We start from the raw sequence: 17,541 nt of genomic DNA, 5'->3' as shown, positions 1-17,541 counted from the left end.
GTATTGCGCATCTTATTTTTCGGCCAAAATATCCTGTGCCTTAATTTTCTTTTTCTCTTCGGCTATCCACTCGGGTAATTTACCTAATCTCAATTCCAATTGTGCCTCGAATAACGATTCGGGTTGTACGGCTTTGCCCTGGCTCTCCAATACCTGTACCTGGTCTTTATTAAAGGTAGTCCCGGCACCATGATATCCCACAATAATGGGTGGCACTATTTTCCACCAGATTGATTTGGCCGGCCAGAACTCGAAATTCTTTCTGGCAGCGCCTAACTGCTTGTAGTTCCACAACACCAGATTACGGCCATGGTTGGGCATATTAAAAATGGCCCCTCCTGCCCTTCCGTCAGACAGGCCTCCGGTTACCTGATCGAGCAGGGTACAGCGGGGTTGCGAGGAATGCGATTCGAAACAGGTATTTTCAGGGTAGCTTGAACGCCAGATTACCGTAGCTGTAGTACTTCCGCCACCTACGCCTACAGCATGGTGCATTCCGGTTAGATCGGTAATATTGGCCAGCAGAACACCAGTAGAACCACCGGCGGCATCCACAGAGTTATGCCCCATGTTGCCCTCAAAAACCAAATCAATAGCAGTACAGGCTGCCGATGCGCCGATGGTTAAACCGTTATTTACATTGCGGAAGCTGCAGTTTCGCACCCAGGAGTTTACCGATTTGTTTAAACTCAGGATACTCCAGCCGCTATCGTCCTGTGCAGAGCGGTGGTGCACAAATTTCTTTAGCCAATTGCCCTCGAATGCGATATTCTCGACCCCGACCTCGCTTAAATGGACAAAGCTTAAAATAGTCCAATGGTGTTTGGCCTGCACGTCATAGTGAATAGGCTCTACCAGCGTAAGTTTGTTACCTTTTACTTTGGCCACCTGGTGGCGTTCATTAACCTGCACCCCTTTTTTAACCAGGGAAGTCCAGCTGGTATCGGGTTTTATGCCCCTCAAATCATAGTCAATCAGTTCAGGACTGTTATTGATTACCCCCAGGATAATCCAGTCGCCAGCCTTAATTTTTGAGGCATCGTTCACTTCGATGATATGACTTTCTCGCGGAGCGTTAGCGGTCACATCAGCCAGTTTTTTATTCGCACCTTTTGCACCAATGTTTATCGCCATAGGTACCGACCACATTTCCAGAGGATTGGCAGGTGGCAAATCTTTATCAAAAAACAAAACGGTACCGCCATTACCTCTTCCTTCCCCCCTTAACACAATCTTTGATCCCGAGATGCGGATAACCTCCTGGTCGTCGTTGCCGGTATTAAAAACGTATCGTCCTTTGGGAAAATAAATAATCCCCTCGCCATTGGCCTCTGCCGCAGCAATGGCACGGATAAATGCTTTTTTATCAGACAGGTTATCATTTGGAACAGCCCCAAAGCTGGTTACATCGAAAACTTTATAATTTACCGTGGGTATGGCTTCTTCGCTGTAGCGGTAACCGGCATAGGAGAAATCGGGCAAAACAGGTGTAGCACCTGTACTTTTTGCGGTTTTAAAATCCTGCCATATCGCGCTTTCCTGCGCCTGTAGCGATAAGCTGCTGATGGTGATTAAACCTAAAATAATTCTTTTTATAGCCATACATTTATGATTACGATGCACTAAAACCTGCCGTTTAAGCCCGGCAGGTTTCATTTATTTGCAGCTTGTTACCAGCCTGGGTTATTTTCTGTAATGAGTTTATTAGATGCCATTTCCAAAGAAGGGATGGGAAACAATAAGTTTCTTGCGGTTACATTTTTACCGCCCAAGCCACCGTACTGCTGGTTGCCTGAAGTAAGTGCACCACTGGTAGGCGCAGCACCCATTTCGGCACCAACTGAATTCATAGTCGATACAAATTTATTCCAGCGGATCAGGTCCATGCGGCGTAACCCCTCGAAACACAATTCGCGCATGCGCTCGTCCTCTATAGCCTGTTGAAAAGTAGTTTTGTTAAGCCCCGTCAAATCGGCCACTGCACTAGCTGCAGCAACAGGTAGCCCATAGCCCCTGCGGCGTACCTGGTTAATGGCATCGAAAGCCTCGGCTGTCGGGCCGTTCACCTGGTTTTCGGCTTCAGCAAACATTAAAAGGATATCGGCATACCGCAGCACCGGGAAGTTAATTCCGGTCTGGTTTTTATCTTTAGGCGTAAGCAGTTCGTACTCCCTTCTCCATTTGGCCATATCCCTGCCATACTGAACAGTTTTGGCGATGGCCGTTTTGGTAGCGGTATTGGCGGTATTGTTGACCGTCCAGGTATAGGTGGTGAGTACCCAATCGCGGCGTAGATCTTTTCCGGTTGCATCGTACTTATTAAATAAACGTGCTGTTCCCTTTATAAAACCATAGCAATAACCCGGATAGTTATACAATGGCGAATTGGCTGCCGATGGTGTCATGGTAATCCCCACCTGGCTTCCTAAGGGGCCAAGATCGAAATAACCATCAGCACGGTTGCCCTTAAATTCAATTTCCCACATGCTCTCTTTGGTGTTGTAAACTTCTTGCGCAGCATTGATAAATATCTGGCGGTAGGCATTATTGGAGTTGGCCGGTACCGATGGCAGGGTTTCATTGAAACCGTTAAATGTAGCATCTGAACTAAAAGTTGTGTTTAAGGCATGTTCTCCTGAGCTGATCACTTTTTTCGTCCAGGCAAGTGCATCCGCATATTTGCCGGTATCGTTTAACGGATAACCCGCCATTTGCAAACAGACCCTGGCCAGAATACCCTGCACTACTGTTTTGGATACACGGCTGGGATAACCGATTGCCGTAGAGGTTGCTACCTTTGTTTCAGCCGTAGTCATATCTTTCAATATCTGGGCATAAACATCAGCAGTTTTACTTCTGGCTAGTTGCACACCGTTGGGGCTTGTTGTTGGCGCTAACCTTAGCGGCACATCGCCAAAGCGGGTAACCAGCATAAAATAGTAGTAGCCCCTTAAAAATAAAGCCTCACCCAATATGATCTGCCGCTTTCCTTCATCCATTTGAGGTATGTCTATGTGTGCAATCAAATCGTTGGCGCGGTTAATTCCGGTATAAAGATCGGTCCATAAATTGGTTACGTTGGTGTTCGAAGGATCAAAATTAAATACCTGTATACCGGTTACCTGACCAGAACGGGCATAATAACCCTCATCGGTACAGGCTTCGAAACCGTTTGGTAAATTGCCGTAAACATTACCCGAACCCAGCGGATCGTACACCCCTGCCAAAGCCTGGGTTAAACCGGTTTCATCCGTATAATATTGTTCAAGTGCAATTTTATCGGTTGGTTCAGTATCTAAGAATTTCTTACAAGAGCTGCTGGCAATGGCCACCAAAACTAATAATACATATATCTTTTTCATCTTGAAATAATTTATTTGATTAAAATGTAAGGTTTGTACCAAAAACTACAGTACGGGCACGCGGATAAGCAGAAAAATCAAAGCCAGGTGTTAATACCGAACGGTAGGTATTCACCTCAGGGTCTGCTCCCGAATACTTGGTCCAGGTGGCTAAATTCTGTGCCGATACAAAGAATCTTAATGTTTTAAGGTATACTTTTTTGAGAACTTTCGGATCTAAGTTATAGCCCAGCGAAACGGTTTTTAGCCTTAGGTAAGAACCATCTTCAACGTAGTTGGATGAATATCCGCCACCAAAAAAGCCCCTGGTGCGGAACATCTCAGCTTCTGAATTCTGCGGCGTCCAGCGGTTTTCATAGCTCGCATATTGATTAAAATTACCCAGGTTATTTGAATTGCCTTCGAACAGCATTTTATTGACATTTAAAAGATCATTGCCGTACGACCACTGGAAGAAAATGTTCAGATCAAAACCTTTATAGGTAAAGTTATTGGAAAAACCTCCCGTATGCGCAGGTAAACCATTTCCGATTTTAACATAATCCTGGGCATTTACCACGCCATCACCATTTTGGTCTTTATATTTAATATCGCCGGGCTGTATGGCTGTCCTGGTATTGCCATTGGTTGCTACCTCTGGTTTTAAGGTATAAACAGTAACGCCGCTGCCATTAACGGATGTATTAAAATCGGCATATTTATAAGTACCCAACCACTCGTAGCCGTACATAGAACCTAAAGGCTGACCAACTTCTGCAACATAAGCACTTACGTTACGCCAGGCGGCATCCCAGTTAATGGTACTCTCGAGGGTCTTCTGACCTTCGGCAAGCGAAATTAGTTTATTGCGGTTAAAGGCAATGTTGGCATTGGTACTCCAGGTAAAATCCTTGGTAACGATGTTTTGAGTAGTTAAGGTTAACTCCAAGCCCCTGTTTTCTACACTACCAATGTTTTTTAATGCAGTACCAAAACCTGCCGATGGTGGCAATTGGGTATTTAACAATAAATCTTTGGTTGTTTTTCTATATACATCGGCACTGAAGCTAATTCTTTGTTTAAAAAAGCCTAAATCAATCCCGGCGTCTACCTGTTCGGTAGTTTCCCATTTCAAATCGGAGTTACCCAGTTTGGTAGGGATTACCCCCGGCACATATTCGTTGTTGAAAGTGTAGGTATTTACAATCGGATTGAAGTAATTGGTCAGGTAATCAAAATCGCCTACGCGGTTGTTACCGGTTTGTCCGTAACTCACACGCAATTTACCTTCTGATAATATTTTAGATTTTTTGAGGAAATTTTCCTGATCAAACCTCCAGGCAATAGCCGCCGAAGGAAAATACCCCCAGTGGTTTTGGCTTGGGAATTTAGAAGATCCATCGGCCCTGTAAGAGACGGTAAACAAGTATTTAGAATCGTAATTATAATTGATACGGCCCAAAAAAGAAGCCATGGTCCAGTCGGATGCAGAAGGATCGACCCTTTGCTGTACGCCCTGGTCAAAACCATCAAACATTAGGTCTTCATTGGGCAATTGGGTTACCGACCGTCCATTGCTCCAGGTGTGTCTTTTTTGAAGTGTAAATCCGCCCAACAGGTTTAATTTTGATTTTTTACTTATTTTTTTATCCCAGGTCAGCGTGTTTTCGTTTAACCAGTTACTGTAGTTATTATTGGTAATTTTTCCGTTTACCCCGTTTGTACCTCCCGGGCGGCCTGTAGAGGTTTTGGTGTTGTTAAACACATCATTTTCAGCTTTATTTTCGACAATACCAAAAGATGATCTCAACTTTAAATCTTTAAGGATTGCATATTCTGCATAACCATTGGCCGTAATATTATGTGTATTGGTCACATTGTAGGAATTCTGCAGGTTGATAACCGGGTTGATACGGTAATCGTTGGCGGCGTTCATGTCCGGATCCTGAAAGGCATCTTCCAGATCAAACAATTCGGAAGGAACTGGCCTCATGCCCAGAATAGAAGTCATTACGTTGGTGGTAGCACCATTTTCGCCCCTGGTTGGGTCAATCCCTTTTTGTTTAAGGAAGCTGTAATTGGCGTTGACACCTATCTTTAACTTATCGGTAATGGCATAATCGAGCACAGCACGACCGGTATAACGCTGATAGTTTGAATTTAATAAAATACCGTTTTGATTAACTGTTGAAGTAGAAATGGCATATTTCAGTTTTTTAGTTCCACCTCTTACCGCAAAATCGTTGTTGTTGTACAAAGCTGTACGCGAAACCAGATCCTGCCAGTCAATCGCGTTAACACCATTATAATAATCAAGGGTTTTTCCATCTGCAAGATAAATCTGCGTTGGTGTAGCTGGTGTTCCGGTCAGAGCAGGGGTAAGTTCGAGCTGATATTTTACATACTCATAAGGGCTCATCATTTCCATTTTTTTGGTCATGCGCTGTACGCCCAGCGTACTGGAAAAACTGAATACCGGTTTGTCCTGTTTACCTTTTTTGGTTGTAATAACCACTACCCCGTTGGCACCCCGGGCACCATAAATGGCAGTTGCCGATGCATCCTTTAAAATATCTATCGACTCGATATCGGCCGGATTAACCACATTGTTATTGGGATCTTCGATCGGAAACCCATCTACCACATATAAAGGGCTGTTGGCCTGGGTAACCGAATTATTGCCACGGATCACAATATCAACTCCCGAACCAGGACGGCCATCGGCTGAGGTGACCTGCACCCCGGCTACACGACCTGCTAAAGCCTCATCGAAAGAACGTACAGGGGCTTTGTTCAGCTCGGCCATTTTAACTGAGCTTACCGAACCTGTAAGGTCTTTTTTGGCTACCGAACCATAACCTACTACCACCACCTGATCCAGGTCGTTGTTCTGCTCGGTCAAGGCTACATTTATCGTTTTTTGCTGGTTTACAGTTACCTCTTTGGCATGGTAACCTACGTATCTGAATACCAGAACAGCTGGTTGATCGGCGGGTACACTGATGCTGTACTCGCCCTGTGCCCTGGTGGTAACGCCACCTTTTGCCGTGCCTTTAATACTTATACTAACACCGGCCAGGGTTTCGCCGGTTTTTTGATCGGTAACAGTTCCGGTTATTATCTTACTCTGCTGGGCAGAACTCGAAAAAACAGTCAATAGAAAGACTGAAAATAATAGAATTCTTCTCATAACACTCATTCAATAAATTGTTTATACTTGGTTGTTTGGTATCAAATGTATCCCTCAAAGTTAACTTTAAGGGGTATTTTTTTCCTTTTAAAGGTGAAATTTATCCTTTTCCACTGCGCTGCTTTTTTTAAAACAGTTTTAATCCTGCGTTTAGCTTCTTGTATCTGAGTAATGCCTCCATGAAATAATAATCGGCATACACCAATGGCACATCGATCTGGCTATTGTGCGGAATGGAGCCTACGTTGTGTTTTAAAATAAAATCGGCATTGGTACCTGTTACGGCAAAGTATGCTGGTGAGGCCAGCGAGTGAAGCATTTTTACGGCTGCATCTTTATACTTTTTGGCAGTTTTGCCGGTAGTGTAGGTACTCAGCTCTAACAAGGCCGATGCGGTAACGGCTGCTGCCGAAGCATCGCGGTATTTTACGTTAATGTTATTGGCATTGGAGTTTACACCCGGCTTATAACCGGCCTGGTTGGCATTAAAATCCCAGTAAGGAACCAAATCCGCAGGCAGGTTTTTACTGTCGATAAAATAATTGGCTAAACCCTGTGCCATTTTTAAAAAGCGAACATCTTTAGTTTCGCGATAGGTCATGGTATAACCATATATAGACCAGGCTTGTCCGCGCGCCCAGGTAGAATTATCGGCGTAGCCTTGTGCGGTTTCGCGTGTCAGTACCTTCCCTGTTTTATCGTCGTAACAAACCACATGGTACGAACTATTATCGGGCCTGAACTGGTTTTTCATTGTAGTAAGTGCATGCGTAATGGCAATATGCCTGAAACTGGTATCGCCCGAAACTTTTGAGGCAAAGAACAACAACTCGAGGTTAATCATATTATCGATAATTACGGGGAAATTATAGCTCTCTTTACCATGCCACGATTTAAACACATTCCACGATTTAATACAACCGGTAACCGGATTAAAGCGGGTGCTTAATGCTTTGGCCGAATTAATTAAAACCTGCTTATAATTTTCGTTCCGGGTAAGCCTGTAGGCATTGCCATAGCTGCAGTACATCATAAATCCCAGGTCGTGGTGTTCGGTAAAGTTTTGCAGTGGCGCTAACTTTTCTGTCCACTGGATGGCCTGTGCCTTAAGTGCGTCATCTTTCTTGGCCTCGTAAGCATGCCACAGGTTGCCTGGGAAAAAGCCGGTAGTCCATTCGTAAAGGCCGCCACTACGCAGTTTCCCCTCTTTATCGGTTGTTTGCGGAAACGCTGTAGCAGAAAGGCTTTTGCTGGCCAACATTTCTTTTACCTGTTTTTGGCACCGGGCCAGGTTATACGTAATAAACTTTTCTTCGGTTTGGGCTTTGGTTGTGCTGGTTAAAGTGCTTAACGAAGCAAAAGTAAAAGCGGCGATCAGTAAATTTCTCTTTATCATTTTTAATTTGGTTAGTGCATGCCTGTTTCCAGGTGTATCCGGTCATTTCGTTTTGTAAAAGGGGTATAAATGCGGTAAACCTTTATCGGAACGATTTACCCAGCCCTTTGTCTTATTCGAAATTGCTGTAGTTCTGCCAGTTGAAGGGTGATTTTTTTCCTTAAAAAGGTTAAATATTTCCTTTTCATTCCTAAATTTGATTATAGCTAATGCAAATCGCTTCATCCCGGTTAGATATTAGGAAAGATTGCCAGTAATAATAGCGCTACCCAATAGCATTTAAACCAAATAACAAGCAGAACTTAACGACAAAAATTTGAAGGCGCTTCGATTTTCATTGGTATTGATAGGGCTTTGCAGCATTTTTTTAAATGCCGCTAAAAGCCAGGACCAAAGCAGCCCGCTCATTTTTAACCATTTAAATATCAGCAACGGCTTATCTAACAACTCTGTGTTATCCATTAATCAGGATACTACGGGCTATATCTGGTTGGGCACAAAATATGGTTTAAACCGCTTTGATGGACGTGCATTCAGGATTTTCAAAAACGATCCGCAAAATACCCGGTCAATCTCCTCTAACGATTTCATTAAAAGCCTGGTCATAAGGAACGACCAGCATATGTGGGTGGTAAATAGTGGTTTAGACCTCTACAACCCCGCTAACGAATCTTTTGAGCATATTATGCCAATAGGTACGGGTATAACCAAAATTGTAGCAGATACAAAAAAGCAATATTGGATAGCCACCTTAACCGGATTAAAATTTATTGCAGCAAACAGTAAAAAAATTATTCCCATCCAACTGGGTAAAGGCAATACCGAGATTAGCGAGATTTTTGAAGACAAGGATCAGCATATCTGGGTGGGTACTTCGATTGGTTTATTCGAGCTTTTCTTTAGCAACAAAAAGTTAAAGGTGCTGTTTCATCAGGAGGCTGCGTTTGATGTATTTTATGGCAACCAGGTTAAAACCATTGCACAGGATAAAAATGCCAATTTGTGGTTTGGCACTAAAAGCAATGGCATACAAATCCTGAATACGGCCACCAAAAAGATTAGTCACTTTGCCAAAAACGGTCCTGATAAAAGAAACCTGATCAACAATAACGTCCGGAAAATCATTTCAGTTAAAAATGGCATGATGTGGATTGGCACACAGGATGGCCTTTCTATCGGTGATCCGGATTCGTTTACTTTTCAGCATTACCAGCACGATGTTACCGATGCAAGCAGTTTAAGCCAAAACTCCATTCATGATATTTTTCAGGATAAAGACGGCTCGGTTTGGATAGGTACTTTTTTTGGCGGCGTAAATGTCGTGTATGCGGTTAACACTCCTTTTAAAAGCTATCAAAATAACCGCTCGCCAAATAGCATCAGCAGCAGTATAGTAAGCGCTATAGTTGAAGATAAGCAGCACAATCTGTGGATCGGTACGGAAGCAGGTGGTTTAAACTATTTCAACAGGCAGCGCAATCAATTTACCAGCTATAAGAATTCGCCATCCAATCCAAACAGCCTCAGCTCAAATTTGGTTAAGGCGATAGCAATTGATCAATATCAGCACCTATTGATCGGAACATCGATTGGAGGCTTGAGTTATTTTGAACCCCAAACCGGAAAATTCACAGTGTACAAGCGCAAGGGGATCGGAAATAACAGTAACAATATCGCATCAGACGAGGTGAACTGTTTGCTGGTGAGCCGTGAGCAGCAGGCACTGATTGGTACCAATGAAGGGTTAAATCTTTTTGATCCTTTAACCAAACGTTTTCAGCTGTTAAATTTAGCGGGGAGCAACACCGGGTTTAATAAAAAAATTACGGCACTGTTTCAGGATCGTCAGAACAAGATCTGGATCGGTACACCAGCAGGTTTATATAGCCTCTCGCCTAACCTGACCATACAGCCTGAAAATTACAAAGGTGAACCAGATCATGCACTTAAATTGAATATTAATTGCATTCAGCAGGATAGTGAAGGGAATATCTGGCTAGGCACCTACCACAAAGGTTTAGCCCTGCTCAATCAGCGCAATAAAACCTTCGGGCTGTTTAACTATAAAAACAACCTGCCCAGCGATAATATTTTAAGTCTGGTTGAAGACAATCAAAACAATTTATGGATTGGTACCGACAATGGCCTGGTAAAATACGATCGTAAAGCGCGTTTTTTCGGGAGTTTTAACATGCTGGATGGCCTGCCCGACAATCAGTTTAACACCAGTTCTTTTTACAAAGCCGCAAACGGAACATTGTTTTTCGGCACATTTAATGGTCTGGTTACCTTCGATCCGCAAAAAATAGAAAAAAACAATACTGCCCCCAAAGTGGTGCTTTCGAACTTAAAGCTTTTTAATAACCCCGTTAAAATTAACGATGAAACCGGACTCCTTACCGAAGACATTAACCTGAGCAAAAACATTACTTTTAACCACCTGCAGAACAATTTTACCCTGGAGTTTTCGGCACTAAACTTTATAAAACCGAGTAAAAACAAATATGCCTATAAGCTGGAAGGTTTTGAAAGCAACTGGAACAATGTTGAAGTACCTACTGCCACCTACACCAATTTATCGGCAGGAACCTATACTTTTCTGGTTAAGGCAACCAATAACGATGGTATCTGGAGCAAGGAAATCAAATCGGTTACCATTACGGTTTTACCGCCAATATGGAAAACCATCTGGGCTTATTTGCTTTATGCCATAGCCATTTACTTTATTGTGGCCTACATCATTAAATTTTTCAGGGCGAAAGCCAAACTGAAGCAAGAGCTATATCTGGAACATATTGAAGCCGAACACCAGAAGAAAAACTACCAGATGAAACTGGATTTCTTTACCAATATATCACATGAAATACGAACACCACTTACGCTTATTTTAGGCCCGTTGGAGAAACTGGAAGAGATTACGAGCGATAACACCATTGTACACCAATACGCGCTAACCATTAAAAACAATACGGAGCGTCTATACCGCCTGGTAAATGAGCTGCTCGATTTTAGAAAGGCCGATTCGGAAAACCTGCGCTTATACTTTGCGGAAACAGATATAGTGGCTTTTTTACGTGGGGTATTTGAAAATTTCAGGCACCTGGCCAAAGCCAAAAACATACGCTATGCATTTAAAACTACAGACGAAGCAATACCCGTTTATTTTGACAAAAACCAAATGGAAAAGGTATTCTTCAATTTGCTATCCAATGCATTTAAATTTACTCCGGCCGATGGAGAAATAAGCCTGGTGATTGAGCTAAACAGTCCTGAACAGGTATGTATTACGGTTAACGATAACGGGAAAGGTATTGCGCTTTATAACATCGACGATATTTTCAAGAATTTTTATCAGGAAGACCAAAGTATGGGTACGGGTATCGGTTTGGCACTGTCAAAAAAACTGGTAGAACTGCACAAGGGAGAAGTTAGTGTCAACAGCAGGCTGGCCACTGAGAACGAACGGGGTTTCACGGCTTTTAAAGTATTGTTACAATTGGGCAATAGTCATTTAAGAGATACTTCTACCGATCCCCCTTTAACATCAGAGCGCTATGCGCTGGAACATGAACCTGATTATGATAACGAAACCCCATTCAGGCAAACTATCGCAGGCCCTAACCAAACCAAGCCTACAGTACTTATTGTAGAAGATAACGCCGAACTGAGGGATTTCATTAAGCAATCACTGGAAAACGATTACCAGGTTCAGCTAAGTGAAAACGGCTTGCAGGGCTGGGAAACGGCCAGTACGAGCTTGCCAGATTTGATTATCAGCGATATTATGATGCCGGTTATGGACGGGCTAACCTTTTGCAAAAAAATTAAAACTGATGTCCGCACCTCTCACATCCCGGTAATTCTGCTCACGGCTAAATCGGCTCAGGTACATGAAATACAAGGTCTGCAGCACGGTGCCGATGTGTATATTACCAAGCCATTCAGCAACAAAATCCTTCAGCTCAATATCCACAACATGCTGGCTTTAAAAACAGCCATGCAAAAGAAATACAGCGAACAGCTGTTGTTACCTCCCATTATCCATCCGCCAAATGCATCCGCCGATGAAAAACTGCTATCCAAACTACAGCTCATCATTGATGAGAATCTGGCCAATGCAGATTTCGATATCGCTGCATTAACCCTGGAGATCGGAATGAGCAAATCTGTGCTCTATAAAAAATTTAGTGCGCTCACCAACCTTTCGCTAAATGAGTTTATTAAAACACAGCGTTTGAAACATGCCGTTACGCTATTGCAGCAGGGCGAAACTTCTATTCTTTCCGTAGCAGTACAGGTGGGATTCAACGATGTAAAATATTTTAGCCGCGAGTTTAAAAAACTATATGGGATCACCCCAAGCCATTATCTCAAAAACTAATATACTGATTGACTGTTCGGAAGCAAATTATTAAATAACTAATCAGGAAATAATTACTCCTATTAGGGTCAATAAGAAGGACTTGAAAAAGATATGTGAGCAATTTTTAGAATTTTTACCAGTCAGATACCAAGAGATTGATGTAGAAAAACTACCCCTAGCGATCATTAATTGCCTTATTGTTAAGCTATACGCCACTCATCCACTTTATGGCGTTGATTCCTGGCATAAAAAGGTACATACCGCCCTTTAATGTATTGAAAGTGGGCATTCCAATATAGCGCTTTGGTAAAGGATCGCCAGGCATCGTAAAAGTTCCTTTGCCTTCGTTTAGTCCTATTATAGGATCTCTTTCATTTTTGAGGCTAACAAAGTTTCCATTGTTCACCCATTCTTTTTGCAAAAATTCAAGGGTCTCCATTGCTTTTGCGCTGAATGCTATAAAATAAAGCCCTCGCTCTTTACCGTCATCTTTGGTACTGCCTTCTGCCAGCGGAACACCGTAGCCTACACCTTTGCGTATAATGCGGTGCAGGTTCACGTCCGACATTACAGCCATTTTACTGTTACGCGGGTTCATCCGGCGCATGTGGCTTGAGTAAGGAACTATTTTGCCATTTTGGTCATTGCTAAAATCAAAATCATTATTCTTCCTGGCATCTGCACCTAATGCTGCATTATCTTTAAATGGACACATATTTAATGGGGCACCACTTCGCCATCTGCCTACCATTTTAGCCGCCAGCAATTCCTGCTCAGCTGTCGATTTTGCTTGTTCGCTAAGGTATTTATTGAATGCAGCAACGTGACTGTGATATTTTCTAAAAATTACAAATGTACCATTCTTGGCAAACTCCATTGGCTGCGGCATAGGATAATGGTTGCCTGCTTCGTTGGCATATCCCATAATAAATTCACCTGCCTTTATTGGCCGTTCTTTTGAATTTAAATGCGCTGCCCCACTGCCTTCAATTTCCGGATTGCTGATGCCATCGCGAAAGCCAAAATGGTTGAAATTGCCTTCTATCGGCGTATCAAAATCGGCTTGATAACACAATTTAACACCTCGGTGTTTTTCCAATACCTGAAGGGCAAGCGCTTTTTTGGAATTCAAGTCATCCACCCCCTTTGCAAAGATGGAAACGGCAATGTGGTTACCGGTTGCTTTAAAAACGGCGTCCCATTTTTCGGGGGCATTCTCATTAATATCCATTAGTTTTTCACTGCGGGCAGCCATTCCCTTTTTAAAGGCATCAGGAAAGCTCTCCATTGTAGACTGTGGAAGTTCAAGTTTCTTTAGTCCCTCGTAAGTAAAGGCAATTGCAAGCCAGGCGTCATCATTATCCCACCAATTTTTGGCATTGGTAACGTAAGGCACTATTTCTTTCAAAAATGCTTTTGCGGAAGCAGCATTTAGAATTTCCAGAAAAACATTTACACCATGATAAGGCAGAGGTCTATCGCGCAATATAATGGCCTGTATGTCGTGCAGCTCTATTTTTTCGGCAGTGCGTTTAAATAATTTTTTTAAGAACATAAGACAATTAAAGTTAGAGAATTTGAAATGTTAACCAAAAAGTTCTTTCAGCGTTTTGGGCTCTTCCCGTTCCTTCCCATTAAGCCGATGCCTTGTTTCTGACGAAATTTGGTATGCCTTCAATCTTGCCATTTGAAGATCACCCATTGGACGGTTGGCTTCTAAACAGCGAAAGGGAGTGAAGGAAAGATGCTCCATTATTTCAAAATTTCCATCGTCATTAACTTCTTGTCGGGGAATATACAATTCCGCTACCGTTTGAAAGGGGGATAATTCCTGAGGCCATTCTACGGTAAGGTCGTTTACAGGCATTTTTTTAAGATCTTGGCAAAGCTGTACCTGAAATTCAAATTTAAAGTCCTGCTTACGAATGGTTTCTAAAATGGATTTTCGATAGGCTTCATCGTCCTTATCAACATCCACATCGATTTGATCCACCTTCTTTACCGACTCCTCACAAGGACGTACCCTAAGCTTAGCTATATACTTGCCATGCCGTACCGCTCCCATGCTATAAAAATTGTACAAAAATGTATTTTGGGGCTTAATGTCCTGGAAAGACAATAGCGCCTTCAACTCTTTGAGTGTGTTTCTGCTTGGAAATGCTTTGCCCATTTCGGTTGTCCACAGATACGCCAATTCAATTTTCCCCCAGGCACCTTTGCCAAAGTATTCGTGCAATCTGTGAAACAGCTTGTCTATAAACATATAGTCGTGGGAAGAGTTGCAAAAGAAGACGGGATGATTAATGAGGTTAAAATCCACATTAAGAGTATCTTCCTCTCCAGGAGCCAATTTTTTGCCCGGCACGTTCAGGACTTTGATCGCCATGCCCTGGGCATTACCACTAAACCTGTCCATGGAAGCCCGTGCCGCTCCATTAGATAATCGAATGACCGCTTCATGTTTTCCCGGATGTGCATAAATTCCCTGCGCCAGTTCCTCAGGTAAATTATCAAAAATAGTGAATTCCGCTTTCAGCGCTGCATATCCTTTTGCATGGGCATCCCTTGTATGATAATTTGTATTGCTTACAGATGGAGACCTTTCTACAAAAGCCTTTACGTCCGCATTGATGGCGGCTGTATGCTGTTCAAAATCTTTTGGTAAATCTTCGGCTTCCTGCGAAAACAAAATATATTCCCGTTTCATTAAGAAGGCGTTAAATCTACAATTCCAAAAGTTTGTTCAGTCCTGCACCTATTTTTTCCAAACGTGTTGTATCGGCAACCGTAAGGTTCGGATGGCTGACAAACCAGGCAGAAGCAGTAATTTGTTTGCTAAGTATAAATTCTTTTACGGTTGGAGATTTAATACCAGGCCATCCTTCAATATTTCCAAAAATCAAATCCATCATCTCCGGTATTTTGGTGGCAAAGTCGTTGATATAGGTATCCCAATCGCCATCATAGCAAGTACAGAAAAGCAATTTTGTATCATTTTCCAAAAACACAAAACGCATATCGTGTAGTGTTCCTACTTTTCTTGCCCCTGTAAGGTTACCTTTTAAGGTTTCAAAAATCAACCGCAGATTTCGGGCTCCATCGGGTTTCAAATCTGTGATGATAGTTAATTCAGAGAGTTCGCCACTACGCAACCCGGCATCCCCGGCGCTGGTTACATCGTGTGCTTTGTCCAGCGGTTCACCAACCGTAGCTAAATATAATTTCAGCTTTAGTGCCGCATCCTGTGTGAGTTGTTTGATGCTCATATACATTGAATTAGAGATAAATAAATTTAATTAAAAACAAATAATTTTCGTGCTTACTGTTTTACCCAATACATGGTTTTTGAAAAAATGCCTTTATGCGCTACAATTTTTAGCTTTTTTCCCTCCAGGTAAATTTCGCAATTGCCTTTCTGGCCGGTTTCGTGGTTTTCTACAGTACCTCTCCATTCATTTTTTTCAAAACGTACATTATAAAGCGTTGGACGGCCTTTGGGATCAACACCGGAAAATTTTCCGCTATTATTGGAAATGGTGATAATGACACCATCTTCGGTTTTCCATTTGCCTGCAAAATTATCATTGGCAGATTGGGCAAAGCCAATAGCTGTTATAAACATCGCTATAAGGCAACATAATACTTTCTTCATGATCTATTATTTTAATATTTTAATGATTTTGATACTGCAAAGTAAATTCAAAAAATCTGCAGTGTTTTTAATATATCTTAAAAAATGATTGATAGATTTGCTTTAACCAGATCGGCTAGGGATGGAATTGATAAAATATTTAAATACAGCGACAAAACTTTCCCCTGGTGAAGCGGAACACGTAGACAGATCATTTTCAAAAAAGGAGTATGCGAAAAATGTATTATTGGAACGGCCGGAAAATTTCTCTAAGCAGGTATATTTTATTGAAAAGGGGCTGGTAAGAGCTTTTTATTACAAAGAAGAAAAAGACATCACGCATATGTTCTTTGATGAAAATAGTTTTCTGGTGGCTTTTGAAAGCATTTTTTTTAATCGTGCGCATCCATATGGGTTGGAGATTGTTGAGCCGTCCAACGTGCGAACCATTTCTTACGCACAACTGGATGTATTATGTAATACCATTCCTGCATTTAAGGATCACAAGCTATTGGTTGCCCTAAAGATGATAAGTCGACTGTCGGAAAAGATTTATTCTTTACAGTTCCATTCGGCAGATCAGCGGTACAAAGATTTACTGCATACCACGCCAAACATTTTACTGCGTGCCCCATTAGGGCATATTGCCTCTTACCTGGGCATTACGCAGCAAACATTAAGTGTAATAAGAGCTGGAAAATAGCAATGGCGTTTTAAGTAAATTTTCAATCGTAAACCTAATAGGCTTGGGGAAAAGCTTATTTATGACTTATTTAAAATGCTGCGATATGGTAAAAAGCCAACGCAAAAATATATCGAAGAAGACAGTTACCACAGGCCTGCTAAAATGGCCTCTTATAGTGTATTCCTGTAGTTACAATATCAATCAATTGGCTCCCTGCTAAATGCTATAGAGGATTAGGTTATAAATAAATTAAACAAACAGAATGTTAGATGAAATCGATATCAGAACCGAACTAAGACCAGGAGATTTATCGTATGTGATCTACAAACAAACGCTGCTGTATCAGCAAGAACACAACCTGGGGATTGAGTTTGAATCTTATGCCTTTGCCGGCATGCATGAATTTTGTGAGAGTTATGACCCTGAAAAAGACAGGGTTTGGGTTTGTGAGCACAAGAAAAAGATCATTGGCTTCATTTTACTGATGCACCGCGAAAATAACGCTTCGCAGCTTCGTTTTTTTTATATCGATGCTGAATACAGGGGCCTTGGCCTGGGTAAAAAACTCATGCAGCTTTATATGGATTTTTTCAAAGAAAAAGGCTACCAATCTTCTTATCTGTGGACTTTCCAGGGCTTGGACACTGCCATTTCCTTGTATACGAGGCATGGCTTTAAACTTACAGAAGAAAAATTATCCAAAGCTTTAGGAAAACTGGTGAATGAGCAACGTTATGACTTATCGATCGGTGAAGAAATGATCTTTGTTTAGATCCAGCCGATTTCTATCTGTGCAACCCGGATTTCCCTAACCCTGGCAATTCGGAAAATCCATCAGCTGATCCATGTTCTAACGCTAATTCCCTGGAGTAGAATGAAGACGCTAGGGATCGTTTCGACCTGCTTATGTTTAGCGGTAAAAAGAGCCAGGATAT

General features: G+C 42.1%; 11 protein-coding genes. 3 read left to right on the top strand and 8 right to left on the bottom strand.

Features of this window, described 5'->3' with window-relative positions; all coding sequences use genetic code 11:
- Window positions 1–12: 12 nt before the first annotated feature.
- From FHT21_RS00550 to FHT21_RS00535, 4 genes are all read right to left on the bottom strand, one after another.
- Complete coding sequence (locus tag FHT21_RS00550) at window positions 13–1,602, bottom strand: DUF4955 domain-containing protein (protein WP_167292864.1); 1,590 nt, start codon at window positions 1,600–1,602, stop codon at window positions 13–15.
- A 68-nt stretch (window positions 1,603–1,670) separates the two neighbouring features.
- On the bottom strand, window positions 1,671–3,362 hold the full coding sequence (locus FHT21_RS00545; RefSeq protein ID WP_167292863.1) for a RagB/SusD family nutrient uptake outer membrane protein: 1,692 nt from the start codon (window positions 3,360–3,362) through the stop codon (window positions 1,671–1,673).
- 19 nt (window positions 3,363–3,381) lie between these two features.
- Window positions 3,382–6,531, bottom strand: coding sequence for a TonB-dependent receptor (locus FHT21_RS00540; protein ID WP_167292862.1), 3,150 nt, complete (start codon window positions 6,529–6,531; stop codon window positions 3,382–3,384).
- Window positions 6,532–6,658: 127 nt separating this feature from the next.
- Window positions 6,659–7,927, bottom strand: a complete 1,269-nt coding sequence (locus FHT21_RS00535; RefSeq protein ID WP_167292861.1) for a glycoside hydrolase family 88 protein — start codon at window positions 7,925–7,927, stop codon at window positions 6,659–6,661.
- Window positions 7,928–8,243: 316 nt separating this feature from the next.
- Here FHT21_RS00535 and FHT21_RS00530 point away from each other — a divergent pair, with 316 nt between their 5' ends.
- A complete protein-coding gene (locus FHT21_RS00530; RefSeq protein WP_167292860.1) occupies window positions 8,244–12,308 on the top strand; it encodes a two-component regulator propeller domain-containing protein in 4,065 nt (1,354 codons plus the stop codon).
- Between the two features lie 187 nt (window positions 12,309–12,495).
- Here the strand turns inward: FHT21_RS00530 and FHT21_RS00525 are convergent, their stop codons facing one another.
- From FHT21_RS00525 to FHT21_RS00510, 4 genes are read right to left on the bottom strand one after another with little or no spacing between them, the layout of a single operon-like run.
- Window positions 12,496–13,845, bottom strand: coding sequence for a Dyp-type peroxidase (locus FHT21_RS00525; protein ID WP_167292859.1), 1,350 nt, complete (start codon window positions 13,843–13,845; stop codon window positions 12,496–12,498).
- Between the two features lie 30 nt (window positions 13,846–13,875).
- A complete protein-coding gene (locus FHT21_RS00520) occupies window positions 13,876–14,997 on the bottom strand; it encodes a catalase family protein (RefSeq protein ID WP_167292858.1) in 1,122 nt (373 codons plus the stop codon).
- 16 nt (window positions 14,998–15,013) lie between these two features.
- On the bottom strand, window positions 15,014–15,556 hold the full coding sequence (locus FHT21_RS00515) for a hypothetical protein (RefSeq protein ID WP_208398845.1): 543 nt from the start codon (window positions 15,554–15,556) through the stop codon (window positions 15,014–15,016).
- Window positions 15,557–15,609: 53 nt separating this feature from the next.
- Entirely contained in the window at window positions 15,610–15,942 is a 333-nt protein-coding gene (locus FHT21_RS00510; RefSeq protein WP_167292856.1) for a DUF2147 domain-containing protein, read from the bottom strand.
- 121 nt (window positions 15,943–16,063) lie between these two features.
- Here FHT21_RS00510 and FHT21_RS00505 point away from each other — a divergent pair, with 121 nt between their 5' ends.
- Both FHT21_RS00505 and FHT21_RS00500 read left to right on the top strand, forming a co-directional pair.
- Window positions 16,064–16,624, top strand: coding sequence for a Crp/Fnr family transcriptional regulator (locus FHT21_RS00505; protein WP_167292855.1), 561 nt, complete (start codon window positions 16,064–16,066; stop codon window positions 16,622–16,624).
- A 244-nt stretch (window positions 16,625–16,868) separates the two neighbouring features.
- Complete coding sequence (locus FHT21_RS00500; RefSeq protein WP_167292854.1) at window positions 16,869–17,378, top strand: GNAT family N-acetyltransferase; 510 nt, start codon at window positions 16,869–16,871, stop codon at window positions 17,376–17,378.
- Window positions 17,379–17,541 lie beyond the last annotated feature (163 nt).

The sequence above is a fragment of the Pedobacter sp. SG908 genome, from assembly GCF_011759615.1.
GTDB lineage: Bacteria > Bacteroidota > Bacteroidia > Sphingobacteriales > Sphingobacteriaceae > Pedobacter > Pedobacter riviphilus.
Note: the sequence above shows the minus strand (reverse complement) of the source record. Positions and strands in the feature narration are given on the sequence as shown.